This is a genomic window from Pseudomonas sp. GW823-FHT06B06 (assembly GCF_058795195.1).
The window spans coordinates 1-518 of sequence record NZ_JBXAHO010000099.1 but is presented as its reverse complement, the minus strand read 5'-3'; the positions used below and the strand labels follow the sequence as shown (position 1 = coordinate 518).

1 pseudogene is annotated in these 518 nt (G+C 67.4%); it reads right to left on the bottom strand.

The annotated features are described in order from the left end of the window. Window positions 1-518, bottom strand: a pseudogene (locus AC1Q8Q_RS32155) (ImcF-related family protein); the annotation flags it as partial.

The window sequence follows — 518 nt, the reverse complement described above, 5'->3', positions numbered from 1 at the left end:
TTGAGGGTGAAGGTGGTTTGCACCACGTCGCGCACCGGTTTGCCTTGCAACTCGAAGCTCAGGCCCATGCCTCCGTCGGTAAACAGCACGTCGGCCAGGTGGCTGAGCTGGTTGATCGCCGTGAGAAACTGCGGATTGAAACGCAGGCCCTGGCTGTGCTGGGCGTCGGCTACCCAGCGGCTGCCCTCCTTGCGCAGCAAGCCGCCCAGTTCGCGCTGCAGGAATTGCTCAAGGCGCCCGGAGTCGGCGCGGATCATCTGCCCGAGCATCGGCAGCGAGGCGTCGCTGGCGGTGACCGCGAAGGGGTAGCGCCCGGTGAACGCTTCGTGCCATTCGCTGACGATCGCCCGTTGCCACTGGCGGTTGAGGCTGCTGGCCGAGGGTTGCAGGACCCGCTGCCAGGCCTGCTCCAGTGGCTGCACGAACAGGGTCTGGCCGATACCGCCCCACTCCGCCCCGAGGCTGGCGGCGAGCTGGCTGCCGTAGGCGCGGGTGTCGGTGAGGTCGATGCTTTTGCC